The sequence below is a fragment of the Methylobacterium sp. CCH5-D2 genome (genome assembly GCF_001556475.1).
Taxonomy (GTDB): Bacteria; Pseudomonadota; Alphaproteobacteria; order Rhizobiales; family Beijerinckiaceae; genus Methylobacterium; species Methylobacterium hispanicum.
This window is the reverse complement of the sequence record NZ_LSIX01000618.1, coordinates 53063-75905: the sequence shown is the minus strand read 5'-3', so window position 1 is coordinate 75905 and position 22843 is coordinate 53063. Positions and strand designations below refer to the sequence as shown.

Annotated in this window: 36 protein-coding genes; 30 read left to right on the top strand and 6 right to left on the bottom strand. The window is 67.3% G+C overall.

The window, feature by feature from the left end:
- The first annotated feature begins 114 nt into the window (after nt 1–114).
- Genes AX737_RS16185 through AX737_RS16160 form a run of 6 tightly spaced genes read left to right on the top strand, consistent with a single transcriptional unit; the run spans nt 115 to nt 4644 of the window.
- Nucleotides 115–687, top strand: coding sequence for a 3'-5' exonuclease (locus AX737_RS16185; protein ID WP_066923031.1), 573 nt, complete (start codon nt 115–117; stop codon nt 685–687).
- Nucleotides 684–1430 (top strand): hypothetical protein, encoded by a 747-nt coding sequence (locus AX737_RS16180; RefSeq protein ID WP_066923028.1) that lies wholly within the window; start codon nt 684–686, stop codon nt 1428–1430. The genes AX737_RS16185 and AX737_RS16180 overlap by 4 nt, the downstream gene beginning before the upstream one ends.
- Nucleotides 1431–1434: 4 nt before the next feature.
- Nucleotides 1435–1626, top strand: a complete 192-nt coding sequence (locus tag AX737_RS16175) for a hypothetical protein (protein WP_066923025.1) — start codon at nt 1435–1437, stop codon at nt 1624–1626.
- A complete protein-coding gene (locus tag AX737_RS16170) occupies nt 1623–3143 on the top strand; it encodes a DnaB-like helicase C-terminal domain-containing protein (protein WP_066923022.1) in 1521 nt (506 codons plus the stop codon). Before AX737_RS16175 ends, AX737_RS16170 begins: the two co-directional genes overlap by 4 nt.
- A complete protein-coding gene (locus AX737_RS16165; protein ID WP_066923019.1) occupies nt 3143–3652 on the top strand; it encodes a DUF559 domain-containing protein in 510 nt (169 codons plus the stop codon). The genes AX737_RS16170 and AX737_RS16165 overlap by 1 nt, the downstream gene beginning before the upstream one ends.
- A gap of 2 nt (nt 3653–3654) precedes the next feature.
- Nucleotides 3655–4644: a DUF1376 domain-containing protein gene (locus AX737_RS16160; RefSeq protein WP_066923016.1), complete on the top strand. Its 990-nt coding sequence runs from the start codon at nt 3655–3657 to the stop codon at nt 4642–4644.
- Nucleotides 4645–4661: 17 nt separating this feature from the next.
- Here the strand turns inward: AX737_RS16160 and AX737_RS33330 are convergent, their stop codons facing one another.
- Complete coding sequence (locus tag AX737_RS33330) at nt 4662–4823, bottom strand: hypothetical protein (RefSeq protein WP_156453770.1); 162 nt, start codon at nt 4821–4823, stop codon at nt 4662–4664.
- 101 nt (nt 4824–4924) lie between these two features.
- Between AX737_RS33330 and AX737_RS16150 the strand changes: the two genes are divergently transcribed.
- Nucleotides 4925–5830, top strand: a complete 906-nt coding sequence (locus tag AX737_RS16150; protein WP_066923011.1) for a PcfJ domain-containing protein — start codon at nt 4925–4927, stop codon at nt 5828–5830.
- Here the strand turns inward: AX737_RS16150 and AX737_RS33325 are convergent.
- The 3 genes from AX737_RS33325 to AX737_RS33315 all read right to left on the bottom strand — a co-directional run bounded on the left by AX737_RS33325 (nt 5790) and on the right by AX737_RS33315 (nt 7034).
- Nucleotides 5790–6401 (bottom strand): hypothetical protein, encoded by a 612-nt coding sequence (locus AX737_RS33325; protein ID WP_156453769.1) that lies wholly within the window; start codon nt 6399–6401, stop codon nt 5790–5792. The two genes, AX737_RS16150 and AX737_RS33325, sit on opposite strands and share 41 nt — an antisense overlap.
- Nucleotides 6402–6410: 9 nt before the next feature.
- The gene (locus AX737_RS33320) at nt 6411–6764 is read right to left on the bottom strand and encodes a hypothetical protein (RefSeq protein WP_156453768.1); all 354 of its coding nucleotides are present in this window, start codon (nt 6762–6764) and stop codon (nt 6411–6413) included.
- 129 nt (nt 6765–6893) lie between these two features.
- Nucleotides 6894–7034, bottom strand: coding sequence for a hypothetical protein (locus AX737_RS33315; RefSeq protein WP_156453767.1), 141 nt, complete (start codon nt 7032–7034; stop codon nt 6894–6896).
- A gap of 150 nt (nt 7035–7184) precedes the next feature.
- Between AX737_RS33315 and AX737_RS32160 the strand changes: the two genes are divergently transcribed.
- From AX737_RS32160 to AX737_RS16065, 19 genes are all read left to right on the top strand, one after another.
- Complete coding sequence (locus AX737_RS32160; protein WP_245293462.1) at nt 7185–7334, top strand: hypothetical protein; 150 nt, start codon at nt 7185–7187, stop codon at nt 7332–7334.
- Entirely contained in the window at nt 7331–8620 is a 1290-nt protein-coding gene (locus AX737_RS16145) for an ISL3 family transposase (RefSeq protein WP_082773081.1), read from the top strand. The genes AX737_RS32160 and AX737_RS16145 overlap by 4 nt, the downstream gene beginning before the upstream one ends.
- Before the next feature lie 42 nt (nt 8621–8662).
- Nucleotides 8663–8896: a hypothetical protein gene (locus tag AX737_RS16140; protein WP_066923005.1), complete on the top strand. Its 234-nt coding sequence runs from the start codon at nt 8663–8665 to the stop codon at nt 8894–8896.
- Entirely contained in the window at nt 8893–9213 is a 321-nt protein-coding gene (locus AX737_RS16135; RefSeq protein ID WP_066923003.1) for a hypothetical protein, read from the top strand. Before AX737_RS16140 ends, AX737_RS16135 begins: the two co-directional genes overlap by 4 nt.
- Complete coding sequence (locus AX737_RS16130) at nt 9210–9659, top strand: hypothetical protein (RefSeq protein ID WP_156453766.1); 450 nt, start codon at nt 9210–9212, stop codon at nt 9657–9659. The genes AX737_RS16135 and AX737_RS16130 overlap by 4 nt, the downstream gene beginning before the upstream one ends.
- Entirely contained in the window at nt 9656–10084 is a 429-nt protein-coding gene (locus AX737_RS33310; RefSeq protein WP_156453765.1) for a hypothetical protein, read from the top strand. The genes AX737_RS16130 and AX737_RS33310 overlap by 4 nt, the downstream gene beginning before the upstream one ends.
- 398 nt (nt 10085–10482) lie before the next feature.
- Nucleotides 10483–10956, top strand: coding sequence for a MucR family transcriptional regulator (locus AX737_RS16120; protein WP_245293466.1), 474 nt, complete (start codon nt 10483–10485; stop codon nt 10954–10956).
- A gap of 65 nt (nt 10957–11021) precedes the next feature.
- Complete coding sequence (gene thyX, locus AX737_RS16115) at nt 11022–11882, top strand: FAD-dependent thymidylate synthase (RefSeq protein ID WP_066922991.1); 861 nt, start codon at nt 11022–11024, stop codon at nt 11880–11882.
- A gap of 3 nt (nt 11883–11885) precedes the next feature.
- Nucleotides 11886–12119, top strand: a complete 234-nt coding sequence (locus AX737_RS32155) for a DUF3310 domain-containing protein (protein ID WP_082773080.1) — start codon at nt 11886–11888, stop codon at nt 12117–12119.
- A gap of 989 nt (nt 12120–13108) precedes the next feature.
- Complete coding sequence (locus AX737_RS16110) at nt 13109–13363, top strand: hypothetical protein (RefSeq protein WP_066922988.1); 255 nt, start codon at nt 13109–13111, stop codon at nt 13361–13363.
- Nucleotides 13360–13923 (top strand): hypothetical protein, encoded by a 564-nt coding sequence (locus tag AX737_RS16105; protein ID WP_066922985.1) that lies wholly within the window; start codon nt 13360–13362, stop codon nt 13921–13923. Before AX737_RS16110 ends, AX737_RS16105 begins: the two co-directional genes overlap by 4 nt.
- A complete protein-coding gene (locus AX737_RS16100; RefSeq protein ID WP_066922981.1) occupies nt 13920–14183 on the top strand; it encodes a hypothetical protein in 264 nt (87 codons plus the stop codon). Before AX737_RS16105 ends, AX737_RS16100 begins: the two co-directional genes overlap by 4 nt.
- On the top strand, nt 14171–14557 hold the full coding sequence (locus AX737_RS16095; protein ID WP_066922979.1) for a DUF2493 domain-containing protein: 387 nt from the start codon (nt 14171–14173) through the stop codon (nt 14555–14557). The genes AX737_RS16100 and AX737_RS16095 overlap by 13 nt, the downstream gene beginning before the upstream one ends.
- Entirely contained in the window at nt 14554–14901 is a 348-nt protein-coding gene (locus AX737_RS16090) for a hypothetical protein (RefSeq protein WP_066922976.1), read from the top strand. The genes AX737_RS16095 and AX737_RS16090 overlap by 4 nt, the downstream gene beginning before the upstream one ends.
- Nucleotides 14902–14905: 4 nt before the next feature.
- Nucleotides 14906–15109 carry a hypothetical protein gene (locus AX737_RS16085; RefSeq protein WP_066922973.1) on the top strand — a complete coding sequence of 68 codons (204 nt, stop codon included), beginning with the start codon at nt 14906–14908 and terminating at the stop codon, nt 15107–15109.
- 129 nt (nt 15110–15238) lie between these two features.
- On the top strand, nt 15239–15580 hold the full coding sequence (locus AX737_RS16080; protein WP_066922970.1) for a hypothetical protein: 342 nt from the start codon (nt 15239–15241) through the stop codon (nt 15578–15580).
- 84 nt (nt 15581–15664) lie between these two features.
- Complete coding sequence (locus AX737_RS16075; protein WP_066922967.1) at nt 15665–16597, top strand: hypothetical protein; 933 nt, start codon at nt 15665–15667, stop codon at nt 16595–16597.
- A gap of 8 nt (nt 16598–16605) precedes the next feature.
- A complete protein-coding gene (locus AX737_RS16070) occupies nt 16606–16860 on the top strand; it encodes a hypothetical protein (protein ID WP_156453763.1) in 255 nt (84 codons plus the stop codon).
- Nucleotides 16857–17234: a hypothetical protein gene (locus AX737_RS16065; RefSeq protein ID WP_066922961.1), complete on the top strand. Its 378-nt coding sequence runs from the start codon at nt 16857–16859 to the stop codon at nt 17232–17234. Before AX737_RS16070 ends, AX737_RS16065 begins: the two co-directional genes overlap by 4 nt.
- A gap of 181 nt (nt 17235–17415) precedes the next feature.
- On the opposite strand, the gene AX737_RS32150 is transcribed toward AX737_RS16065, so the two are convergent.
- Nucleotides 17416–18555, bottom strand: coding sequence for an RNA-guided endonuclease TnpB family protein (locus AX737_RS32150; RefSeq protein WP_197430602.1), 1140 nt, complete (start codon nt 18553–18555; stop codon nt 17416–17418).
- A 506-nt stretch (nt 18556–19061) separates the two neighbouring features.
- Here AX737_RS32150 and AX737_RS16060 point away from each other — a divergent pair.
- Entirely contained in the window at nt 19062–19379 is a 318-nt protein-coding gene (locus tag AX737_RS16060; RefSeq protein WP_066922958.1) for a hypothetical protein, read from the top strand.
- Nucleotides 19380–19388: 9 nt separating this feature from the next.
- On the opposite strand, the gene AX737_RS16055 is transcribed toward AX737_RS16060, so the two are convergent.
- Complete coding sequence (locus tag AX737_RS16055; RefSeq protein ID WP_066922955.1) at nt 19389–20105, bottom strand: hypothetical protein; 717 nt, start codon at nt 20103–20105, stop codon at nt 19389–19391.
- Nucleotides 20106–20266: 161 nt separating this feature from the next.
- Between AX737_RS16055 and AX737_RS16050 the strand changes: the two genes are divergently transcribed.
- From AX737_RS16050 to AX737_RS16040, 3 genes are all read left to right on the top strand, one after another.
- A complete protein-coding gene (locus tag AX737_RS16050; protein ID WP_066922952.1) occupies nt 20267–21133 on the top strand; it encodes a recombinase family protein in 867 nt (288 codons plus the stop codon).
- Between the two features lie 391 nt (nt 21134–21524).
- Nucleotides 21525–21785 (top strand): twin-arginine translocation signal domain-containing protein, encoded by a 261-nt coding sequence (locus AX737_RS16045; RefSeq protein WP_066922949.1) that lies wholly within the window; start codon nt 21525–21527, stop codon nt 21783–21785.
- 271 nt (nt 21786–22056) lie between these two features.
- Complete coding sequence (locus AX737_RS16040; protein ID WP_066922946.1) at nt 22057–22716, top strand: hypothetical protein; 660 nt, start codon at nt 22057–22059, stop codon at nt 22714–22716.
- The last annotated feature ends 127 nt before the right edge of the window (nt 22717–22843 follow it).

The window sequence follows — 22843 nt, the reverse complement described above, 5'->3', positions numbered from 1 at the left end:
CAGCGCCCTCGCCGAGTTTGAGGACGCCTACGCCGCTCTGTCCGCCTTGGGGCGGGAAGCACTCGCCGAAACCCTGGCGCGTGCGGACGCACTGCGAACCCTGCGAGAGGCAGCATGACCTCCACCTTCCTCACCACTCACGTCATGCTCGACCTCGAGACCCTGGGCACGGCCCCGGGCTCGGTGATCCTGACCATCGGCGCTGTGGCCTTCGATCCGTTGGCCGGCGAGGTGACATCCTCGTTCTCCCGCGCGATCCGACCGGCTTCCGCGGTCGCCTACGGCCTTCGCATCGATCCCGACACAGTCGCGTGGTGGACCCGCCAGGGCGCGGCTGCGCGGGAAGCCGCGTTTCCGGAGCAGGCCGACGAGTTGCCGATCGCGCTGCAGACATTCCGGTTCTGGCTGGAGCAGTGGGCCCCGCACCATCGGCGCATCTGGGGCCACGGTGCGACCTTCGATCCGGTGCTCCTCGCCGAGGCCTACCGCGCCTGCAAGCTCGATACGCCGTGGGGCCATCGCGACGCGCGCGACACCCGCACCCTGTTCGATCTCGCCGGCATCGGGAAGCTCGACGCCTACCGCCGTGAGGGCGATGTCGAGCACGACGCCCTCGCTGACGCGCGCGTGCAGGTCCGCGCCGTCCTCGACGCGTACCACCGCCTCAACCTCGGGGTGGCCGCATGAGCCCCGCCCCCACCCCCCTCCCCACCGGCCACACGGCCGTGATGGCGTCCCGGCGCGAGGCTCTGGACTCAGCGGACCACTTCCCGACGCCGCCCTGGGCGACGCGGGCGCTGTGCGAGATGCTCGCGGCGCGCGGCGGCGAGCGCGCTGCCGAGTCGCTCTCCCGTCAGACGGCCTGGGAGCCGGCCTGCGGCGGCGGCCACATGGCGGGCCCCCTCGCCGAATCCTTCGGACGGGTGCTCGCGACCGACCTGCACGGCTACGGCTGGGCCGGGCAGACGGCGCAGGTCGACTTCCTGCTCCCGTGGTCCTGGCCGCCTCAGGTTCAGGTCTCTCCGCCGCACTGGATCATCACCAACCCGCCCTTCCGCCTCGCGGAGGAGTTCGCCCTCCCCGCGCTCGACTACGCCACGGTCGGCGTCGCGATGCTGGTCCGTTCGGCTTGGCTGGAAGGCACAGGCCGGTACGAGCGCCTGTTCAGCAAGCGCCGCCCCTGGATCGTCGCTCAGTTCGCCGAGCGCGTACCGATGGTGAAGGGCCGTTGGGATCCCGCCGCCTCGACGGCCACGGCCTACGCTTGGGTGGTCTGGCTCACGCACCATGATCCCGCGGCCGAGACGATCTTCACCCACATCCCGCCCGGCCGCCGCGAGGCGCTCACCCGGCCCGACGATGTGGCGCGCTATGCCGGCGCGCTAGCGGCGGTCGACGCGCCTGCGCCGCTCCTGATGGCGGCGGAGTAGGGCGATGGGCGTCGTCGACCTGAAGGCGCACGTCGAGGCGAGGCAGGCCGAGGCCTGGGAGAACTACGTCGCCGCCAAGCAGCGCGCCGACGAGACGCTCGCCTTGGAAGACGGGCTCGCCGCCAGCCGTGCGTGGCGCGCCTTCCTGCAGATCTTCATTCCCGATCCCGCCGAGCGCCGCGAGGTGATGCGATGACCGAGCGCCCCCCGAGCGAGTCCTTCGCCGACAACGTCGTGCCGCTCGCTCGCCCGCCGCACGGCGCCGAGGCGACTGCGCCTACCGCTTCGTCGACGTGGCTCACGGCAAGCCAGGCGCCAGCCCCGGCCGAGCCCGCGCCCCCGAAGGCGATCGAGATGGAGCAGGCGCTCCTCGGCGCCATCCTGATCAACCCGGATGCCCTGGACCGGGCTCGGGATCACGTCGTCGCGGCCGACTTCGCCGACGACGTGCACCGCCAGATCTTCGAGACGATGTGCGCGCGCCGCGACGCGGGCGACGCGATCGACTGGAAGCTCCTCACCGCCATGCTCGGCGACGTGGATCTCGGCGGCGTCACCGTCAGCCGCTATCTCGCGCGCCTCGCCGCCGAGGCGACCTCCGTCACGGGCGCCGCCGACTACGCCCGCACCGTGGCGCACGCCGCGCGGATGCGCACCGTCCTGGAAGTGGCGCAGGAAGCCGCCGCCCGGATGACGGACGGCTCGGTGCACAACCCGACCGCCTACGCCGCCCAGATCATCGACCGTCTGGACGAGGTGGCCAGCGCCGGGCTCGCCGAGCACGTCCGCCGCTCCACTCTCGCGCAGAGCGCCGCCAAGGTGCTGGCCCGCATTGACGAGACCCGGCGCACCGGCGAGGTCCGCGGTGCACCCTACGGCGTGCCCAGCCTCGACAAGGTGACGCTCGGCATGCGGGCCCCGCAGTTCATCGTGCTCGCGGGCCGGCCCGGCATGGGCAAGACCGCGGCGGCGCTGCACATCGCGCTTTCCAGTGCGCGCCATACCGGCCCAGTCGGCTTCGTCTCGCTCGAGATGGACGACATCGAACTCACCGAGCGCGTTCTGGCGGCCCTGGCCTACGATCCGCGAGCTCGGGAGGAGATCAGCTACCGGGCGATCGCCCAGGCGCACGATCTCTCGGACGAAGCACTCTGGCGGCTGTCGGAGGCGGAGGCGACCGCACGCACCGTCCCGATCTGGATCGAGCAACAGCCGAACCTCACGCTCTCGCAGATCGCCGCCCGCGCCCGGCAGATGAAGCTGCGTGCCGAACGGGCCGGCACGCCGATGTCGGCCCTCATCGTCGACCACATGGGCCTCGTGAAGCCCGCCGCCCGCTACGCCGGCAACCGCGTGCAGGAGATGACCGAGATCTCCGGCGGCCTGAAGGGACTCGCCAAGGAACTCGGCATTCCCGTCGTCGGGCTGTGCCAGCTCAACCGGGCGGTGGAGAACCGCGAGGACAAGCGCCCGCAGCTCTCGGACCTGCGCGATTCCGGCTCCATCGAACAGGACGCCGACGTCGTCCTCGGGCTGTTCCGCGAAGCCTACTACCTTGAAATCAAGGCCGACCGTACGGACGAGGAAGAGATCCGCCTAATGGATCGCCGCAACGTGCTGGAGATCGGGATCCTGAAGCAGCGCTCGGGCCCGAAGATCCGCGTCGAATGCTTCTGCAACATCGCCTGCAACATCCTGGCGGAGATGGCGTGATGACATACGGCATCGACAAACTTGCTCTGGATCTAGGTGCCGTCATCGCTGCCAATGTAAAGGGCGTCTATGACAGTGGTGTGCCTGGGTATGCGAGCCCAATCGAGGCGCTATTCGCTACGGGCTTCCTCACCTTCCTGGCGGTACACCCTGACTACATGGGCTACCGCGGGAGGATGCATTCCGGCGTGGAGGATCCTGTCGAGGACTACGACTTTTTTCTGTCTCGGCAGGCCCGCGTCTTGAACTGGCCGGTCGACTTTCTGGTCTTCGCCAAGCGCCACGATGCGCCGAGCGACCCTTGCGCTCGGCTCGTCATCGAATGTGACGGGCACGACTTTCACGAGCGCACCAAAGAACAGGCTGCACGCGACCGCTCTCGTGACCGAGCACTTCAGGCCTCCGGCTACACCATCATGCGCTTCACTGGATCCGAACTCTACCGCGACCCCACGAAATGCGTCCGCGAGGCGCTGGACTGGTGTGTTGCCCGCTACTGGGAGCGCTGATCATGGGGCAATTCCCGAGCCTCCCCCTCTTCACCGACGCCTTCATCGCCGACACGGGGCACCTGAACGCGCAGCAGACCGGCGCGTACCTAATGCTCCTCATGGTGGCGTGGCGCTCGCCCGGCTGCACGCTCCCGGATGACGACGCGAAGCTCGCCCGCTGGGCCCGCGTCGACCCGCGCACCTGGTCCAAGATCCGACCGGTCATCGCCGAGTTCTGGGCCATCGAGGACGGTGTCTGGTCACAGAAGCGGCTCACGAAAGAGCGGGTTCACGTCAGCAAACGTGCTGAGGCCGCGCGCGAGAATGGTACGCGCGGTGGCAGGCCTAAGTCATTGTCAGATAACAAAGCGGATAACCCATTGGGTTCCCCGCGGGATAGCAAACCGAAAGCTCCTAACCCTAACCCTATCCACCCTACGGGTGGTGACGCGCGCAAAGATGCGCGCCCGACCGACCGGCCGACCGAGGTCAAGGCAGAGCCTGTCCTGCCGACCAAGCCGACGCTGAACGACGACCAACTCCGGGCGAAGCTGCTGGCCTGCCTGCCGGCCGACAAGGATTGGCCGATCCGGCTGGCCCTCGACATGCGCCCGATCCGCGAGGCCATGGCCGCCGGCGCCGATCTGGAGCGGCACGTCATGCCGGTCGTGGAGGCGGAAGGCCGGTCGGCTGCGGCCGGCGGGCGGCGCCTGTTTCGATGGGCCAACGTCTCGCCGCAGATCCTAGCCGCGGTCGAGCGCGAGAAGCGCCCGGCCCCCAGCGCCGCGCCCGCCCAGAGCGCCTTCCTGGCGAAGCTGAGCCCCGCCCAGTGGACCGACTACGTGCGGCACTGGCGGACGACGTGTGGGGACTGGCCGCTCGCCCGGCATACGCCGGCGCCCGACCACCCCGACACGAAGGTGCCCGCCGCGATCCTGGTCGCCGAGGGCATCCGCCCGGCCGGCACCGTCACCCCGTTCCCCGACACGAGCACGAAGGCTGCTGCATGATCCCCGCCCGCGCCGAATCATTCCCGCTGTCTGCCGCGCGCGCGCCGGCTCAGCCCAAGCCCCAGAAGGGACTCCCCATCAGCGCCGACCTCCGGTCCGAGATCTTGGACCTGTGGTCGGATGGATTCGATACGGCGGAGATCGAAGCTGAAGTCGGACGACACGAGGCGGATGTCCATCGGGTGATCCGGGATGAGCGGGCCGCGCGGAGGGGGAACGCTTGAGCGAGACCGCTTCTGCCCCCTGGTCCCGCGGCGACGCCCAGCGGGAGGCGAAAGCCTTGTTCGGGAATCAGGCCCTGCACCGGCCCGCAGCCGCGATGGCGGGCTGCCACGAGCGCGCCCTCGACTACATCCGGCAGGCGCCCGTGATCGTGCTCTCGGCGAATGCCGGGCAGACGGGGCGGACGGCTGCCGCCCGAGCGCGCGCCTACGCCGGCCCGCCCATGCGGATGCTCTGCGAGCGCGGGGCGAAGCTACGCGAGGTGATGAGCTTCTACGGGTGCGCGTTCCAGTTGCGCGCCTTGGCGCCGAGCGTGCTGCACCCAAAGCGCTGGCCGGTGGTCTTCCATCTCGGCCGGCTGCCGCCCTCGACGCTGGCGCAGATCATCCCGGCAGCGCGCACGCAGCAGGACACGTGGCTGCGGGCGCTCACCGTCTGGTCGGAGCACTGCGAGTACCGGTGCGGGAACGCGTGGTTCCAGTTCGACTGGGTGGCGCGCGCGGCGCGCGAGGTGCGGCGCGGGCACGAAGGGGTGCTTGAGACCATCGCCGACCTCGCGATGGCGGCCTCCGGCACCGTCAACGTCCCCGGCTTCCGCGGCAACCGTCTCGGGCAGGTGGCAGGCGTGCCGGGCGCTGTCTTCGACACCCGCTGGACGCTCGCCCAGGCCGAGGCGGCCGCCGAGCGCTGGCACCGGGCACTCGGGCGCGCCGCCGCCGAACAGCGGGCCGCCCACGGGCTCGGGGTGAAGTTCTCCGAGGCGATGGACTACGCGCCCTTCACAAACGCGCCCGTGGTCGTCGAGGGCTTCGACTTCGTGCCGCTCCGATCCTGCGAGGATCTCTGGGCGGAGGGCGCCGCGATGCGCCACTGCGTCGGCACCTACAGCGCCGCGGTGGTGACGGGCGTGTCCCGGATCTTGGTCATTCGTCATTCGAGGTTGATGGCGGAGAAGCGGGCTTGATGCCCGCTTCGTCGTCTGGGGTTGATGTCGCCCACCATGCCCCGCGAGCGAAGGCGTAGTGAAGGGCGCGACGATACCGATCGTCTTCCTGGTCGGATGCCTCGGAGAGAGGCCACAGCCTCCTGGCGTGGGCCAATGCGGCATCATCGGTCGTATGCGATAGAGCTTCCGAGATGACCCCACCCTCGGCCCCGCTCTCGCGGACTGTCGGCCAGAAAAGCGCAACGGCGAGCGGCGGCTCTGCCGGGCGCTCGCCGGGCGGAATCATCTCGTTGAGCCGGGTCAGGGTATCCGCGAGTTCCCGCCAATCCTCGCTCGGCACAGCCTGATGTTCCGTCCCGCCGTTCGCGGTGTTGTCAACGAGGCGCCATGCTGCACGCACAACGGCCTGGACAGCGGAGAAGGCGTCACAATTGATCTTCGCCGATTGACCCTCCTTCTTCGCATCGGCGAGATGCAGCACCAGATCCTCCAAGCTCTCAACGGACAGGCTCGGGGTAATGGGGCAATCTCCCTCGCTGGCCCTCTTGCGCACCTGGACAATCTGCGGGTCTGCGATCAGCTTGTGCATTGGTCTCTCCTATTTCGCCTCGAACTTAATTCCGGTCGTGCGCTCGATCTCTTTGACCTTCTGCCCATCATACCAAGGGCCGGGGCCTTCATCGTAAGGATCGGGCAGTGTGATGGCCGGATCGAATACGGGGTCCGCCCTGACTTCTCCGCTCTTCCGCGTGTCGAAGACACCGATCCCTCCACACCGAGAGCAGGCGGATTGCCCCATATCTCCGTAGCCCTGCCCGCCGCAGTTACCGCACGGGCGCAGAGAGCCGTTCTTCAACCGGGCGACCACCTCGCCAATCTCCTTGTCGGCTGGCTCTTGGCGGGCCGGTTCGCGGTAAACTCGGAAGGGCACGCCGTGGAACACATCAACCATTTTGCTCGTCCTCCGGCTCGTCCGTCTTGATCTCTTGCTCGTCTTCCCCGCAATCGTCGCAGGGGTCGCAGCCGAAGATGCCCGTGCTGATCCAGCCCCGGCCTCGGCAGTGTCGGCAAATAACGTCGCTCACCACATCGCTTCCACGCAGTAGAACCGGGCCATTTCGTCGGCGTCGTAACCGAGGAAGATCATCGTCTCGCCACGGGCGATGCCAGCCTCGATTAATCCAAGTTCGGCTGCTGTGTATCGGCTGTGATCGGTGGGCATGGGTATCTCCGTCTCTGATGTAGACAGATATAACCGATTGCGGTTATGGTGTCAATAAGCGCAACCGCTTTTTGGTGCCTCTTGTCGAACTTTTCGCAACCGCTTATGCCCCGACGCATGGGGCGCCCTCCGCTGAACGTAAAGCCGACCATGGTCCGGCTGACAGAAGACACTCGCCAGCGCATTGCCGCGCAGGTTGGGGCCAATCGCATGGCTGCATTCATTCGCGAGGCGATTGAGAGCGAACTGAAGCGTCGCGAACGCCAGAAGCCGGGCAAGGCTACCGAGGGGGATGCGTGACGGACCTGTTGCGCCTTCCCAATCTGGCGGCAGTAGACACGTATGAGGAGGGTGGGTTCCTCATCGTGCGAGCGGCGAGCAAGAAGCCCCTGCTGCCGTTTGGGTGCTGCCTCTGGAACGACAAGAGCAAGAACGGCACGAAGGCCGTTCGCTTCAGGGACCACGCCATCCAAGGCCAGCCTGTCTGGCTTGAGGTCTCCCGGCAGCGCTACCGCTGCAATAAGTGCCACAAGATCAGCTACGAGGAGCTACCGGACATCGACACCGAGCGGCGGATCACGCTGCGGTTCAAGAAGCACCTTGAGCGGCAGGCCGTAGAGCACTCGTTCACAACCGCCGCAAAGGTCAACGGCGTCCACGAGACGCTGATCCGCCGTCTGTTTGATGACTACAGCGACCGCATGCTGAAGGGGTACATCCCGAAGCTGCCGCGCGTCCTCGGCATGGATGAGATCTACCTGCATCGCCGGGCCCGCTTCGTCATCGGTGACGTGGAGCGGGGACTGATGATCGACATGCAGCCCTCCCGGCGAGAGGTCGATCTGCGCGACTACTTCCATATGATGGCGGGCCGTGAAGAGGTCGAGATCGTCTGTCAGGACATGTGGTCCGGCTACCGGAAGCTGACGCAGGCTGTCTTCCCTAAAGCCGTCACGGTGGTGGACAAGTACCACGTCCAGCGGACGGCGAACTACGGTATGGAGGTGGTCCGCAAGGCTCTCTACCGCGACCTGTCCAACAAGGACCGGATCGCCTTGAAGCGCCGCCGCGCAGTCTTCCTCGCGCGATGGGACACCTGCAAGCCCGAGACGCAAACCACCCTCAGCAGGCTCTTCGGCCTCTACCCGGTGCTGGCGACCGCTTACGATCTGAAGGAGCGGTTCTACGACATCTACGAGGCCGAGAGCCGCGCTGCCGCCGAGCATGCTACGAACCAGTGGCTCGCCAGCGTGCCGCCCGAGTTCGAGCGGCCGTTCAAGCCGAGCATCGACGCCTTCAAGCTCTGGCGCCCGCACATCCTCCGCTACTTCGAGCACCGCTTCACCAGCGGCTACGTCGAGCGCCTGAACGGTTTGATACGCCGCATGAACGTGAATGGGGCGGGCTATACCTTCGACGTGCTGCGCAAGAAGGCCATCCTCAAACACGGCGAGTTCGGGAAGGCGCAGTTCGGCGAGTGGGCGCATATCGGCCGCTACGGCAAGGGCGTCCCGATCATGCAGAAGGTCTGGCTCGGGGCGCCGCTATCAACCTTGGAGGCCGATTTGGAGGCGGGCACGTTCTAGCCTCCGATCAACCTCGTATGACGAAGAACCCGGATCTTTTCGGTGCAGCAGGCGGGTCGGCGCATCGCGACCTTGGAGCTCGCCCGACGGGCCGGTGAGGAAGCCCTGCACCGCGTCGTGCAACTCAAGGGCCCCTGCAACGGGCGCCCGCCCGCCGCCGTGAGCAAGGCGGCCGAGGCCTTCTACGCCGCCGAGCGCGAGCGGATCCGGGGCGCCTCCGGTCTCCGCGCCGCCTTTCCCGGCATCACCGCGACGTTCAGCGAGGAGCGGGTATGAGCACGACGGAAGACCGCATGTACGATGCAGCCCAGATCACGGGGCACTGCTCCGAACTCGACGCGTCGGCTGATGTCGGCATGTCGGTCGGCCTGGGCGGCGGGCGGATGCTCTACATCGGCGAGGTGTCCGACGCCTTGATCGCGGAGCACGGCGCCGAACTCGGGGGCACGGGCGGGCGCTGGATCGTGGTCTTCGGGCAGACGCGCGAGGACGTACAGATCCTCGGCAAGGCTGTTGCGGAGATAGACGCCGACGCGGTCTGCTGCGCGGTAGCGGCCGTGATCCGTAGGGCGGGGGTCGAGGTGCCAGCGTGAGCGGATACGCTCGGCCCCACCTCGTCGGACAGAAGGAGCCCTACGGCTGTGTGACAGCCTGCATCGCCATGGTGCGCGGCTGCTCCTACGACGAGGTGGCGGCCGAGCTCGGGCCGCCGGGGCGCGGCTTCAGCCATGACGTCTGGCAGGGCTACCTCAACCACTACGGATTCGCCTCGCAGCTCGTGTACCGGCACGACCGCATCGCGGGGTTGGACCGCAGCCCTTGGCCGATCGCGCCGTGGGCGAACCTGCACATGTGCTCGGTGGATGCCGGGCACGGTATGGGCTCGCACCTCGTCCTGGTCCTGCATGACGGAACCGTGCTGGACCCGGCCCGCAACGCGCCGGCCCGGATGGAGGACTACGGCGGCTACGCCTACATGGCGGCCGTCTTCCCGGTCGGCTGCGCACCGATCGTGGCGCATCGGGCGGCCGCCGCGTGAGTGCTCCCGCCCTCTCCCCCGCCGATCAGGTCGCCGCCTGGGGCGCGCTGGTGAAGGCGCTGCCGTCTGATCGGATCCCGATGGCGGGGTTCCTCTGGCGGGCGCCAGGCGCGCCCGTGGACGATCCGCCCGTGTGGCCAGAGGTGCGGCGGGCAATGCTCGTCTTCCTCCGAGATCGGGGCGTGGAAGCGGTCGAGCACGGGTGGGACGCGATCGGCCTGTTCGGGGTGCACCGACTGGCGGCCGCGGTCCGGGTCGATGCCTGCGGGGCGATGATCCTGCTCTACCCGAGGACCGTGGTGGCGATCTCGGCCACCGAGTTCGTCACGGAGCGGTCGGGCGTTCGGCAGACGCATCGGGGCGTGCCGAACCGGGCGGAGAGCGTGCCGATCTGGGAGTTCGCGAAGGCCGAGGCGAGAACATGAAGCGCCGCTACGCCCCGCCCGCCGCCGGGCGCTGGCCGCGGGGCATGTGGCAGCGTGCTGACGTGGTCGCGCCGCTCTGGGCCGAGCGCGCGGTGGACCGCCGCCGGCTCGGCGCCGCGCCCTCCATCTACACGCGGCCGCCGGCCGGGCCCGTGCGTCGCGCCCCTCTGCCCCGTGGGATTGCAGTCGCGCTCGAAAAATGCGGCGCGAACAACAGATCGCGAAATATTCCATTTTGAGCCTGCACGGTCTTCTCCTATACTAGGAGTTGTTACGGCCAATGTAACAGAATGCTCGCGACAAATGATGCGAGCCGCTTCTGCCATTCCGCCCCATCCTATTCAGGAGTTCCCATGAGCGAAGACCCCGAGACCACAGCGTTTGCCGCCGATGACGCGATGGACCGGACCGTCGGCATCGTCTGCGCATACGTCAGCAACAACAGCGTCCCCGCGGCCGACCTCGCCGCGTTGATCAGCACCGTGCACGCGACGCTCACCGGTCTTGCCGGCGGCAGCGCGCCCGCGGATGCCGAGCCCGAGGTGACGAAGCCGAGCCCGGCCGAGATCCGCAAATCGATCCGTCCGGACGGCCTGATCAGCTTCATCGACGGCAAGTCGTACAAGACCCTCAAGCGTCACCTGACGCGGCACGGGCTCGACCCGCAGAGTTACCGCGCCCGCTACGGTCTGCCCGCCGATTACCCGACCACCTCGGCAAACTACTCGGCCCAGCGCTCGGCGCTCGCCAAGAGCCTCGGGCTCGGCCAGCCGGGCCGTGCCGCCACGGGCGCCGAGCCGGAGCCGGAGTCCGCCGGCAAGACCACGGGCCGCGCCCGCAACAAGCCCGCCGAGACGAAGGCCGCCGCCTGAGGCGAGGGGAGGGGCCCGGCTGCCGCGCGCGGCCGGGCCGATTCGGATCAACCGGAGAGCGATGCGTGACCGTCCAACTCGTGCATGAGCCGAGCGTCCACGTCGTGGCGCACACCGTGATCAGCCCCACGGGCCTGGAAGCCTGGGCCGATGCGCACGGGCACCGCGCACTGCTCTACAACGACACCCCGATCGGCATCCTGCACGACGACATCTCGCACAGCCCGCGGGAGTCGATCGACGCGCTGCCTGAGTTCGGCGGCCGGTTCTGCTACCGCTCGTGGGAGCAGGGCCGCGCCCGGCCCGACTACCTCCGCAACATCGTGGAGATGCAGCACGGCTCGGTGCTCCACCACTCCACCATCTCGTTCGCGATCTCGGGCGTGTCCCGGTCGCTGTCGCTGGAGCTGCTCCGGCACCATGCCGGCGCGGATCCGTCCCAGGAGTCGCAGCGCTACGTCGATGCGAAGGACGTGCGCTTCGTCGTGCCGCCGCTCGTCGCCGCGATTGCGGGCGCGGACGACGCCGAGAGCGTCCTGTTGGAGTTCCAGGGCGAGTGCGCCCGCGCGCTCCAGGCCTACGCCACGCTGCAAGCCCGGCTCACCTGTCTCACCCATCCCAGCACGCCCGGCGGCGAGATCGGGCGCAAGCTCAACACGATGCGGAAGAAGCGGATCTTGGAGGCCGCCCGCGCGCACCTGCCGAACAGCGCGGAGACGCGCCTGCTCTGGACGATGAACCTGCGCGCCGCCCGGCACGTCTGCGCGCTGCGTGGCGGGGAAGGTGCCGATCTCGAGATCCGCCGCCTCGCGGTCACCTTCACCCGCGCGCTGAAGGAACTCGCCCCGCTCACCTTCTACGACTTTGAGGTCTACGAGGCCGCCGACGGCTTCGAGGCTACCCGCTGCCTGCATCCGAAGGTCTGAGCCATGGCCGAGCAAGCGAACGATGCTGTCAATCATCCGAAGCACTACACCTCGCATCCCTCCGGCGTGGAATGTATCGCGATCACAGAGCACTATGACTTCGTGATCGGCAATATCATCAAATATGCGTGGCGCGCCGGCCTAAAGGACGGAGCCAGCAAGATTCAAGATCTCGAAAAGTGCCTCTGGTACGCCACTCGGGCCGTTGAGAGAGAAAAGCATGCGAAGGGTGATTGACCTTTCGGGGCTTCGGTTCGGCATGCTTGTGGTCAATGGCCGTGCCGGCTACGACCCAAGTGGAAAGACCACTTGGCTTTGCCGATGCGACTGCGGACAATCCGCAACCGCAACCGGACTGAACCTGAAGTCCGGGAACACAAAATCCTGCGGCTGCCTGAAGTCTCGGCGGCAGGCAAAGGATATTACTGGCCGTAAGTTTGGCCGATTGACGGCTCGGGATCTTGTCTCGACTGCGCGTGGCATCTCAATTTGGAGATGCGTATGCGAATGTGGCGGCATAACCGAACTGACATATGGGAGATTGACCTCGGGTCATACCAAGTCCTGCGGGTGCCTGCAGTCAGAGAATTCCAGCGCCCTGGCGTCGAAGAATCTTGCAGGTCGTAAGGGGCCAGAGCACCCGAGGTGGGATCCCAGTATCTCGGACGCAGAGAGATCGGCCTACAGATCTACATCTTCGTGGCGGTCGAGCGTATTGACCCGGGACAAATTTGTATGTGCCGCATGCCACAGCGAAGATGCGCGCTGCGCCCATCATATCGTTGGGTATGCACGTTGCGTTGAGAGACGCAAAGACATTTCAAATGGCGCAACTCTATGCGAGCCCTGCCATCATCGCTTCCACAGTCAGTATGGAACGGCGAAATTTACTCGCAGCGATTTCTTCAGCTTCCTGGAGGCACCAGACCCTGGTGACTTCTCACCTTATGGCGGCCCGCCAAGTGGGGTGATCGGATCGGCCATGAGGATGCTCGCTGAAGCTTCTTCCTCGCCAGATCCGTTGGCGGCGCTCTGTGCGGCACGCGAAGTCATGCAGGGTGAGCTGGCGCGGTTGCAGGACCAACGTACCGGAGCGGCCCGATGACCGATCTCCTCACCCGCCAAGAGGCGATCTCCGACTACGTCTCTACGGCGTTCAGTTCGGGTCGTGGTTCGTCGGCGCGGTCCAGGGCGGGAAGGACCCCGCGTGCCAGGCCGACACGGCTTTGTCGACGCAGATCGTTCGGCTCCTCGATGCGATCGAGAACCGCCACGATCCGCTCTCCTACAGCGAGCCGCTCGTGAAGGCCGCCCGGGGTCGGTACTGCGCATTGCGGGACTACGGGCGGGACGAGCACGGCCACCGCTACGATTTCGATGCAAGCCGCCGGATCAGCCGCGCAGAGGCCGTGGCCGCCCTGATCGCGCGAGGCACCCCCTTGGTCGAGCCGGAGCCCGCGCCCGCCGAGGTGGCGCGATGAAGCCCGCCCCGATCGACCATGGCCCGCTCGGCCCAGCGCTTGTCCTTCCCCGCTTCCGGCGGACAGAGCAGGACGCCCGCACCTTCGCCCTGCACGCCCACTGCGGCCAGACCGACAAGGCCGGACACCCGTACGCGCGCCACCTGACCCGGGTTCTTGAGGTCTTGGTAGAGTTCGCGCCCCGGAGCTGGCGCGGAGTGGATTTCGATGAGGCCATGCAAATCGCGTGGCTTCACGACGTCATCGAGGACGCCCCCTACGACGGCAATCACCTCCGGGCCGAGGGCTTCAGCCTGATCGTCGTCACGGGCGTGGAATGGCTGACGCGCCAGCGCGGGGATACGCGCCCCTACGCGGAGTGGATCGCGAGCATCGGTGCGAAGGCGCCGCTCCACTGCATCTTGGTCAAGCTCGCGGACGTCGAGGTCAACTCGGATCCGGACCGGCTGGCGCTGTTGGATGAAGCGACCCGGGCCCGGCTCCTCGCGAAGTACGAGCCGGCGAAGGTCGTGCTGCGCGCGGCGGCCGCGGCGCGGGGATGGAAGGGGGAGGGCGCGTGATTATCGAACTCGCGACCACCTCGCGCGGGTTCGCGGTCGGGCGCTTTCTCGACCGCTACCAGCGGAGCTGTTCCATCCAAGAAAGCAGCCTCGCGGAGGAGGCGTGCATTTGGCTCGGGTGCGACGAGGGCGAGGGCTCTCGTGCGCACCTCACGCAGGAGATGGCCGCGGCGCTCGTGCCGCTGCTTCAGCACTTCGTCGAAACAGGATCGCTGCCTCTGCGACAGCCCACCGCGGAGGCGACCATATGCGCGCCCTGATCTGCGGCGGTCGCGACTTCACCCTGTTCCACCGCGCCTGGGCGTTCCTCGACGCGCATCATGCACGCCGCCCAATCACCCTGGTCGTGACAGGCCTCGACACCCACCGCCCCGGCGGTGCCGATCTCATGGGCGACCAGTGGGCGATGAAGCGCGGGATCGACCGGATCGCCTTCCCGCCGAACTGGGAGGGGCGTGGAAAGCCCGGCGGCCCGTACCGGAACGGACGGATGCTTGAGGTCGTGCAGCCGGAGATCGTCTTCGCGTTCCCGCGGGCTAACGGACGCTGGGGCGAGGGCACGACCGACATGACTAAGCAGGCCGACGCAGCTGGCGTCTCAGTGATCTACGCGGTGGAGGGGAAGGCGCCATGAGCCACGTCACAGACGACACCGAGCTGCTGACGCCCGCGCAGATGCGCAGCGAGATCCTGGCGCTCCGGCGGGAGAACCGAGACCTCCGCAACAAGGCGCTGTTCCTGTCGAACCCGGACGTCCTGCGGGAACGGGAGGAACGCCTTGATGCGGAGGATCGCGCGGCCGGCGTCGCGGCGCTGTCGTGCCTCTCCGAGCTTCGGTGCCCGCCCGATGTTCGGGCCTTCGGCGAGCGCCACCGGATCCCGACCTTCGCCGAGGCGACGTGGCGGGCAGGCTTCGTGGATGGCTGGCGGGCGCGCGGACGCTTCAACGCCACAGCTAACGGGGCAGGGGAGGGGTAGGCCGATGCCCCAGACGCTCCCCGGCTGGATCCTGTTCGCCGCCATGCTCGTGTCGGCCATGGCCACGTCCGTCACGGCGACGCGCCTGTTCATGCAGGTCGCAGGGCGGATCCCACGGGACTGGCGCGACATCCCGGCGTCCTACGCGTTCGGGACGCTGCTCATCATCTCCACGATGCTGTTCCTCCACGTGGAGCCCAGCCCCTAGCCGAGCCAACCGCGGCTCGCTCCCCCAACCCGAGAGTCCCCCGCCTTCCCCACCATGCCCGCCCCGACCGGACTGGCACCTCCCGCTCCCTGGACCGTTCGCGATGTCGAGCGATGGCTGGTCATCCCCATGCGGGCGCTGCGGGAGACGGCGCTGATCGCCTCCGCGGGGAATGCGCTGATCGCTGTGAATCCGAACCAGCCCTCGTCGACCTTCGACATCTTGGCCTTCGCTCGGACGGTGCTCGGCAAGGGCAGCGACGATCTCCTCGCGGTCGTGACCTGGGCCCGGATCATGGCGGAGGGCGGTCGCGCTGAGGGTTCGATCGCCGAGTGGTGCAGCCGAAAAGGGGACCGGTGGAGCCCCGCGACCTTCCACCGCCGCCGCAAGCGCGCCTGCGAGCGGATCACCGCAGCTAAGAACGCGGCGGACCTCAAGAATTTCTTGTCGCAGCACCGTGAAGCCGCTTGACAGTGAGATTGATCGGGCCTGAGTGAAGAGACCGATGTTTCCGCTCCGTTCTCGGACCGGACGCGCACATCGGGAGTCCCCACCATGCTCACGTCGGCGCCGAACACCTTCACCGCTGAGGGCCGGGCGCGCCGTGCGCTGCCGGTGGAGGAAGTCCTGCGGTGGTGCCTCCGGGACGAGTTGCCCAAGCGCCGCCGCGATCAGCCGATCAAGGCCCCGCCCACCGCCTCCATGCACCCGATGTGGCGGGGCGGGATCTTCGGCGGTCGCATCGATTGCTGGTCTCGCGAGCCCGGCATGCCGCTCGCCATGGGCGACCCCCATCCCGACGCGCTCCTGATCGAGGCGGAGATCCTGGCGCTCGACGCCGCGATCAAGCGGGCGGCCGAGGCGCGGGAGCCGCTCCCGCTCAACCTCGACGGCTACCGGATCGGCTACCGGCTCGGCCGGGAAACCCGGGCCAACCAGATCGCCTACAACGCGGTGCTCGAGGCCTGCGGCTGGCTCATCACACATGCCGTAAAGGGCAAGCGCCCGAGCTTGGACGAGACCGTCCACTGCGAACAGGAGATCGGCCCCAACGGCAAGGTCGTGCTCTGGCGCATGGTCTCGACGCCGGCCGGCGTGGATGCGCAGGGGCATCCCCTCTTCCTCACCGCGCCGCAGCGCGCCGCGTCCAAGGGCGATGCCCGCGACGCCGGCCTCTACTGCCGCCTGGTCTGGGGACGCGATCACAACGACGTCGCCGAGGACCGCGCCCGCTACGCCACCGAGCACGCCGCGCTCTGCTACCTCGCGGACCGGCTCGGCCACCTCACCTCGCTCAAGGTGACGCCGCCCCGCGCGCCGGCCGCGCCCTGGCTCTCGGGCCCGACCGAGCCCGCCACCGTGCGCCCGAGCCTCGTACCGATGAACGACGATCTCGCCCCCGCGAAGGTCGCCACCCTGCCGCCGCGCAAGCGCACGCCGGAGCCGGTCCGGCACATTGATCCGGCTGTCTACGCGGCGGCCGCCTGATGTTCGGCATGCGCCTCATGCCGTCCCCGTTCCTCACCGAGACCGCGGAGGACTGGTCCGAGGTGCGCTCGCCCTCTCGCGCGTCGCGCCGTCGGCGGCAGGGTCATCCCCAGCGCATCCGTCCCGTGCAGCGGGCGAGCCCCCAAGTGATCGTCTTCGGTGACGCGATCCACGCGCACCCCGACATCCTGGCCCGCATCGCGGCTGAGGTCCCACTGCGGCCCGAAGCCCTGCGCCCGGCGCTCGGGGGAGGGCGGGCGTGATCCTCGCCCGTCGCGCCCTCCTTGGTCTCGGTGCCGGCGCGCTCGCCGCACCGGCGCTCGCCCGCGCGGCCGCAGCCCCGCCACGTCCGGCAGCCACCTTCTTCGTCCGCATCGGCTTCACCGGCCGATTCCCGATCCAGATCGATCCCGCGGCCGATCCCGGCCGGGTCGAGATCTGGTCCGGCTCCACCTTCGTCGGCTGCGCGAGCGCGAGCGTCCACGAGGATCCGCGCTGGGACTACCAGTTCCTTTCGCCTCTCTCCCTCGGTGTCATGGCGCCGGGCCCGCGCGAGGCGATCAAGGTGCGGGTGTTCGGCGAACTCGGGCGCTTTGCGGCGCTCGACGTGAAGATCAGCGAGCACGCGCCGACGTGACCGTCCCCCTCAAATGCTGGATCGACTGCCTGCCCTACGCCTTCGCGGCGGCGGCTTACGGGACGGTAAGATGGATTGGGTCCTTGTATTTGTAGGGGCAAGACTCACGAGACGCCCTTGGCATGTTCTCAAGGGCTGAATCGCCCATGCGATCCTATGAATTGCTTCACAGGTTCCTGCTTCACGAAGGCTGCCTATCCATTTCTGGAACAGGACTTAAGACTTCTCCACAGGCAGACACCGCGTGCCCCGCGGCCAAAATATTTATTGCAGCATTCATATCCCGATCATGCTCTGCGCCGCAGCCATGGCATGTCCAAGTCCGAACGGGCAAGGGTTTCTTCTGGCCAATGATGCCGCAGTTGGAGCACTTCCTAGTGCTAGGGTAATGCTTCGGGACCTTTATCAGAGACCTGCCGTACCAAGAGGCTTTGTACTTTAGCTGCCGCCTGAGCATGCCCCAGCCTGCATCATAGATTGCGCGAGCCAGGAACGTTCTACCCAACGGGCCAACGTCCAAATCCTCTACATAGATCGCTTGGTTATCGCGGATCAGGTTAGTCGAAAGCTTATGGGTAAAATCTCTCCTTTGGTCAGCCACCTTGGAATGCAGCCGTGCGACGCGCTGCTTTGCTTTTTCCCGATTTCTGCTGCCGTTCTTTTTTCTTGCTAGAGCACGCTGGGCCCTTTTAAGCGAATGCAGCCGCTGACTGAGATACCGCGGGGCCTTATACCGCTTGCCGCAACTCGTCACAGCAATATCAATAAGCCCGACATCGACACCAATTGCGGCATTGCTCGGCGCAGGAACGACTTTATGGGCGCACTCAAATTGTAGTGAAGCGAACCACCTTCCTGCAGGATCTTTCGTGATCGTCACGGTCGACGGGTGCCCCAGAAGTGGGCGGCTCCAAACAACGCGCAGCGGGTGGGGCATCTTCGCAAGCGTCAAATCGCCATCGGCAATCTTGAACGCGTTCCGCATGAATGTCGCAGACTGATGACCGCTTTTGCTCTTGAAAGAAGGGTATTTGCCTCGCTTCTGGAAGAAATTGCCTATGGCTTCATTTAGATGGCGAATTGCCTGCTGCAATGGGACCGACGATACCTCTTTGAGGAACGGCAGCTTGCCTTTCCACGTCGGCAACATCGCACTTAGCTCGCGGAAGGGGATAAGTCGCTGCTCCGCCTTATGAGCATCTCGCCAATGCTCAAGAGCCATGTTGTATACAAGGCGGGCACACCCGAACGTTCTCGTGAGCAGGTCGGCCTGCTCTTTCGTCGGGTAGATCCGATATTGATGCGCACAAACGATGCTCACGCGTTCATAGTACGTTCTCCTGGGCTGATATCAACCACTCAGGCGCGGTCTTCTCCTCTTTCTCGCGGGCGCGCCGGCCGCGATGGCGGCCCGCCATGGCTGTTGACCTCGGGCTTGGAATTTGGCACACACGTTTCCATAGCGGCTCAACAAGGGCTCCCAAGGAAACGCGGGGGCCTTTTGTGCGTCTAGCGTACTTCGCTGGCGCGGGCTGCTGGGCTCTGCTCCCCTCCAAAGCAGTCGAGTTTAGCACTGGCGAGGCGTCGTTCGGTGCCGCATGCTATTCGCGCGAACTGCGCGTCCATCTTGGCAAGAAGTCTGTAAACGCACCCTCAGTACCTTGGCGGATGATGATGCGCCCCGGCGAGCCCTCAGGCCCCGGCGGATCTCGCGCGTCTCTCCGCATGATCAAACCCCGCTACTCGCATCGGCGAAGGGCGGGTGCGATAGCCGAGTTGGGGTCCGGCCTTGCCAACGCCTTTGTCACTGGAAACCGGAGCCCGCACGTGGCCCCTCCCCTGAAGCGCCGCTTCGACTACGTCGCCGAGCTCCGCGCTTTCGCCGACCAGGTCGAGGCGCTCGCCCTCGCCAGCAACACGGACCCAGCCGAGCCCGTCCACGCCAAGCTCGATCTCGCCCGCGCCATGCGACGCCGGGCGAACGAGGTGGCGCGCCGCGACGACCCGGCCGAGCGCGGGACCTTCCGCGCGCAGGACGTGTTCGCCAACTTCGGGCCGAAGCGGGCGGGGCACGTGGCCAAGGCCGAGGTCCGGGCGCCGCATCGGCGGATCGCGGGGACGATCGGGCTGGCGAGCGCGGCGTAGGTCGGACCCTCACATGAAGGGGAAGGCCTTCTTTAGGCCCGCCCAGTCGACTTCGATTTCTCGTTGGACCTCTGGCTCGTCGTCGGGAATGGGTTCCGGCAGTTTGAGGCAGTTCGTTGCGAACTCTTCATGCTCTCGGAGTCGGGGCTTCTTGAACAAATTCAGCTCAGCTAGGTAGGCGTCCACAGAATTGGTCTCCAGTATGACAGCGTACGCCCTTGCAAGGGTGCGCCTCTGCTCGATGTGAACGGCAATCGCCCCTGGAGTGTTTTTCTTGGTCGCTCGGACGCGCGGGCTTGTCAGCGCCACGGCCTGAGCGAGATCGCCGACCTGATAGTCGCCTTCGGGGCGGTACGGGAGCCAGATGGCAAGCACGCCATCCTGGGCGATGCTGAGTAGCTTCGACACCTGGGTCTGGCCGACCTCGACCGCCACCCGCTCGCACGTGGCTGCGACGTCATAGACGCGGCCTCGGTCGTCCTGCTCCAGGGTGACGTCGAGCTTCCCCTGCCCTCTCAGGAAGGCTTGGGCGCTGAGCTTCAGCTGCATGTGGCGTCCGGCGTGCGCCCCCGAGCCGGGCCCCCGGGGCTCTGTGACGGGTATGAGGATCGCGCGGGCTCGGCACGTCCGCTTGCGGTCGTACCTCCGGAGTTCGGCGCGGATCGCCGTGATCGGCGAGGCGACGGGCTTCACACCGATGGCGCGATAGAGCTTCAGGCGCGACACGATTGGCTCCCAGGGCGGCCCGCAAGCGCGGCCAGAGACGCAGCGTAAACCATCTGTTAACCAGCCGTCCCTACCCCGAAGCATCGCCGTGTTCGAATTCTTGTGAGAGTTTGGACAAAGCGGCTTCCTAGGGGTCTTAACGCTCTGGTAGGGTTAGCGTTTTGGGCGCTTTTGGCAGCAAACGGGTAGCCCGGATCAAGGCTAGGACGGAAGTCCGAGCTAGCCAGAAGGCGGCCGAGCGCACCAAGGTCGTCGCCTACTTCCGCGTTTCGACCGATGAGCAGGCCAACAGCGGCACCGGCCTCGAGACGCAGCAGCGCGCGGTTCACGCCTTCGCTGAGAGCCAGGGCTACGAGGTGGTCGAGGCGATCACCGACCCCGGGTTCTCCGGTGCGACACGCCCGGCGGATCGCCCCGGCTTCGCCCGGGTGATGGAGTTGGCAGAGGCGCGGGCATTCTCGATCCTGCTCGTCTACAAGATCGACCGTCTGGCGCGCGACATCCGCTACGCGATCACGACGGTCTCGGATCTGGCCGAGCAGCACGAGGTGGCGTTCCGGTCCGTGACCGAGTCAGTGATCGACACGTCGAGCCCAATGGGCCGAACCTTCTTCGCGATCTTCGCCGGCATGGCGGAGAACGAGCGCTACACGATCCGGGATCGCACAGCCGGCGGCCGGATGAACAAGGCCGGCCGCGGCGGCTTCGCCGGGGGGAGGGCGCCCTACGGCTACCGGGTCGAGGGCGGCGACAAAGGCCAACGCCAGTTGGTCGTCGTGCCCGAGCAGGCTAAAGTCGTGAAGCGGATCTACAAGGCGGTGAAGCGCGAGAAGCGCACACTTCGCTCGATCTGCGCAGAGTTGAACGGGGAGGGGATCCCGGCACCGAACGGCGGCATCTGGCATCCGTCCGGCATCTCCTACATCGTGGACAATCAGAAGTACCGCGGCGCGCTCGAATACCTGTTCCAGTGGAACGGCGCGACGACGCACGTCCTGCAAGACGGCACGCACGCCCCGATCCTCTGAGGCTCTGATGCGCGCCGACGCCCTGGCCATCTGCCTGCCGATCGCGGCGGGCGCCGCACTGCTGCTGGGCGTCCTAGCGCTCACCTGATCCAAGGATCCCGTCATGCCCGCGCTACCGCCGATCGCCTTTCGTGCGGGGCTGTATGCGTGGGCGCTACGGCTTGCGGAGATCGGACGTTCTGGTAACGTTCGCCCCTGAGCAGTAGTGGTCGAAGGCGGCGACACGGTGAAAGGGCTTCGGCCCTGAGGGCGTGCATAGACCTGCGCCCAATCTGCAGGCCGTAGGATGCGCCGAGATCTGTCGAGAAAGGTGCGGACCGAATTGCCGGGTTCCTTGCAGGCCCGGTCCGCCTTCGCCCCCTGCTGCTCTGGCCATGTGGAGACGAGCCCGATGCGCCTGAGCCGCCGATCCTTCCTCGGAAGCGTGTTCGCAACCGCGGGCGCGGCGGCTGTCGGGCTTCCGGTGATCCGGCCTCAGGTCTGGACCGGTCCGACCCTCTACAGAGTCGGCACGGGCCCCGGCGAGATCGCGTCGATCAAGGCGGCGCTCGACGCTATACAGAAGAACCCGCCGCCGCGCGGGGAGGTGGCCACCATCGTTCTCCCGGTGATGGAGTTCGAACCACTCCGCGGCCTCGCGCTCGCGGCATAGGCGGTAGCGGTCGAAGGCGGCGGCGCGGAAGGACGCGCCAGCCAAGGCAGGGCCTACTCAGTGGGCGGCAGAGACATGGCGAACCTGTAAAGCCGAATACTCTGAGCCGGTGTCGAGCCCGGCCCGCCTTCGACCCCTACAGCTCACCGGATCCTGTGATCCCCTGAAGCTCTGACTGCGCCGGCTCCCGCCGCGCGCCCGGCCCGACGCATCCCGCGCCCGGCCCGCGACCGCCTGTGCGGCTCGCCCTAACCCTGACCGGACCTCCAACATGATTGAGCCGCATCGCGTCGCCGAAACGGCGGCCTTCGTCGCGTCCCTGCCGCGCACCAGCGTGGTCGTCTTCGTGATGGACAAGGCGGATGCCTGTCTCGTGCGGGACCTGCGCACGTCGATGCACGGCGTCGATGCGATGGCCTCCACGCATGTGCTGGTCGCGCCGACCGAGGCGGACGAGGCGCTGCTGATGCGCGGCCGGCCCGACGACATCCCGGTCTTCCGCGAACCGATCATGGTGCAGCGGCGGAACATGACGTCCATGTCGATCCTCGGCACGATGGCCGAGCCGCGCGTGCCGCGGCGCGAGCCGGCGCCCGAGCCGAAGCCGACCGCGGGCACCGCCTGCCGGCGCTGCGGGTACGACGCACCGGGGTGGTGCAAGGGCATCGTCTGCCCGAAGCGGGACGCGGCCGCCGCGCGCACGAGCCCCTGGGGGCAAGCGCCGGCCGAGCCCGCACCGCTCCGTGCGCCCGCCGCGGGCCCGACGCCGCCCGAGGTTCGCCTCACGCTGTTCCTGATGTCCTACGGCTTCAGCTACGGCGACGTGCTGGGCATGGACGCCCCGACGAAGCGCGCCTTCGTCATGGAACTCGCTCCCGAGTTGTTCGACGTGGCGGCCTTCCTCCGGGACGTGGGCCTGCTCACGGCATGACCTCCACCGACCGCGTCCTCGCCGACGCCGATGCCCGAGAGCCTGACCTCCGGCTCTCGGAAGGCGACCTTCGTCTCGCCGCCTCTCGATCCCCGGTGCGTGATGCCCTGGCGTGGGTCGAGGCGGA

Bases quoted from the DNA above. Each gene is read 5' to 3' on its own strand.
- AX737_RS16185 (WP_066923031.1), top strand. From the start codon at position 115: ATGACCTCCACCTTCCTCACCACTCACGTCATGCTCGACCTCGAGACC.
- AX737_RS16180 (WP_066923028.1), top strand. From the start codon at position 684: ATGAGCCCCGCCCCCACCCCCCTCCCCACCGGCCACACGGCCGTGATG.
- AX737_RS16175 (WP_066923025.1), top strand. From the start codon at position 1,435: ATGGGCGTCGTCGACCTGAAGGCGCACGTCGAGGCGAGGCAGGCCGAG.
- AX737_RS16170 (WP_066923022.1), top strand. From the start codon at position 1,623: ATGACCGAGCGCCCCCCGAGCGAGTCCTTCGCCGACAACGTCGTGCCG.
- AX737_RS16165 (WP_066923019.1), top strand. From the start codon at position 3,143: ATGACATACGGCATCGACAAACTTGCTCTGGATCTAGGTGCCGTCATC.
- AX737_RS16160 (WP_066923016.1), top strand. From the start codon at position 3,655: ATGGGGCAATTCCCGAGCCTCCCCCTCTTCACCGACGCCTTCATCGCC.
- AX737_RS33330 (WP_156453770.1), bottom strand. From the start codon at position 4,823: ATGGACATCCGCCTCGTGTCGTCCGACTTCAGCTTCGATCTCCGCCGT.
- AX737_RS33325 (WP_156453769.1), bottom strand. From the start codon at position 6,401: ATGCACAAGCTGATCGCAGACCCGCAGATTGTCCAGGTGCGCAAGAGG.
- AX737_RS33320 (WP_156453768.1), bottom strand. From the start codon at position 6,764: ATGGTTGATGTGTTCCACGGCGTGCCCTTCCGAGTTTACCGCGAACCG.
- AX737_RS33315 (WP_156453767.1), bottom strand. From the start codon at position 7,034: ATGCCCACCGATCACAGCCGATACACAGCAGCCGAACTTGGATTAATC.
- AX737_RS32160 (WP_245293462.1), top strand. From the start codon at position 7,185: ATGGTCCGGCTGACAGAAGACACTCGCCAGCGCATTGCCGCGCAGGTT.
- AX737_RS16135 (WP_066923003.1), top strand. From the start codon at position 8,893: ATGAGCACGACGGAAGACCGCATGTACGATGCAGCCCAGATCACGGGG.
- AX737_RS16120 (WP_245293466.1), top strand. From the start codon at position 10,483: ATGGACCGGACCGTCGGCATCGTCTGCGCATACGTCAGCAACAACAGC.
- AX737_RS32155 (WP_082773080.1), top strand. From the start codon at position 11,886: ATGGCCGAGCAAGCGAACGATGCTGTCAATCATCCGAAGCACTACACC.
- AX737_RS16105 (WP_066922985.1), top strand. From the start codon at position 13,360: ATGAAGCCCGCCCCGATCGACCATGGCCCGCTCGGCCCAGCGCTTGTC.
- AX737_RS16095 (WP_066922979.1), top strand. From the start codon at position 14,171: ATGCGCGCCCTGATCTGCGGCGGTCGCGACTTCACCCTGTTCCACCGC.
- AX737_RS16090 (WP_066922976.1), top strand. From the start codon at position 14,554: ATGAGCCACGTCACAGACGACACCGAGCTGCTGACGCCCGCGCAGATG.
- AX737_RS16085 (WP_066922973.1), top strand. From the start codon at position 14,906: ATGCCCCAGACGCTCCCCGGCTGGATCCTGTTCGCCGCCATGCTCGTG.
- AX737_RS16080 (WP_066922970.1), top strand. From the start codon at position 15,239: ATGCGGGCGCTGCGGGAGACGGCGCTGATCGCCTCCGCGGGGAATGCG.
- AX737_RS16075 (WP_066922967.1), top strand. From the start codon at position 15,665: ATGCTCACGTCGGCGCCGAACACCTTCACCGCTGAGGGCCGGGCGCGC.
- AX737_RS16070 (WP_156453763.1), top strand. From the start codon at position 16,606: ATGCGCCTCATGCCGTCCCCGTTCCTCACCGAGACCGCGGAGGACTGG.
- AX737_RS16045 (WP_066922949.1), top strand. From the start codon at position 21,525: ATGCGCCTGAGCCGCCGATCCTTCCTCGGAAGCGTGTTCGCAACCGCG.
- AX737_RS16040 (WP_066922946.1), top strand. From the start codon at position 22,057: ATGATTGAGCCGCATCGCGTCGCCGAAACGGCGGCCTTCGTCGCGTCC.